Annotated in this window: 1 protein-coding gene; it reads left to right on the top strand. The window is 57.5% G+C overall.

Annotation, left to right across the window (positions count from 1 at the left end):
* The coding region (locus HT737_RS28820) for a hypothetical protein (protein ID WP_182404522.1) at positions 1–795 on the top strand (795 nt) is incomplete at both ends.

Raw genomic sequence — 795 nt, 5'->3', positions numbered from 1 at the left:
GTGCAGGGCGACCGCGACGGTCTGCTGGTGTATATCCTGGCCTATATCGAGATGGCCGTAGGCGACGATATCAGAGTGTTTATCGAAAACACGCGATCACCGGTCGCGCAATTTTCGGTTACCGCTGCGCACTTCGATGACCAGGGCAACGCCAAGAACATCCCGTTCCACATTTCGGCTGCCGACATGCAGTCCCGCTTTCTGCCGCTGCAAATCCAGAGCAAGGACTTGTGGTTCGAAGTCAAGCGCTTCAGCAAAAATACCGAAGAGTCCCCGCACATACCGCTGCTCTACAAATACCCCGCGCCAGGCGAGGCCGATACCGATGGTGGCAAACCCTTCAACCAGGGCCTGAAATTGCCCGTGGCTTCCGAGGGTTTCGTCGATCAGACGGTGATCGATGACGGAATGTTCGTAACCGTCATGCAGTATTTCAACCAGCACATCGGTGATGTAGTGGTCCTGGCCTTCGGCTCGCTGCTGCTGGAAACCATGGTTACCGCGTTGGGCGATGTGATGTTCGAACTGACCCCGGATCAACTGGCCACCCTCGCTCCCACCAACACTCTGATGGTGCGCTGGGAAGTGTTCGATGTGGTGGAAAATGCCAGCGGCTGGTCGGACTCGCTGGTGCTGCCGTTCAAACCGGGCATTGTGCTGTTGGCCGCACCGATCTTCGAACAGGCGGACATCGACAACATCCTGCATCACGATCAACTGGACGGTGGCACTGCCGGTATCCTCGTCACCGGCGTATTTGCCGCCAATGACCGCATCGAACTGACCCTGCAAGGC

The sequence above is a fragment of the Pseudomonas sp. MD195_PC81_125 genome, from assembly GCF_014060985.1.
GTDB lineage: Bacteria > Pseudomonadota > Gammaproteobacteria > Pseudomonadales > Pseudomonadaceae > Aquipseudomonas > Aquipseudomonas parakoreensis.
The sequence above is the reverse complement of the archived record's forward strand: the minus strand, read 5'-3'. Positions and strand labels throughout refer to the sequence as shown.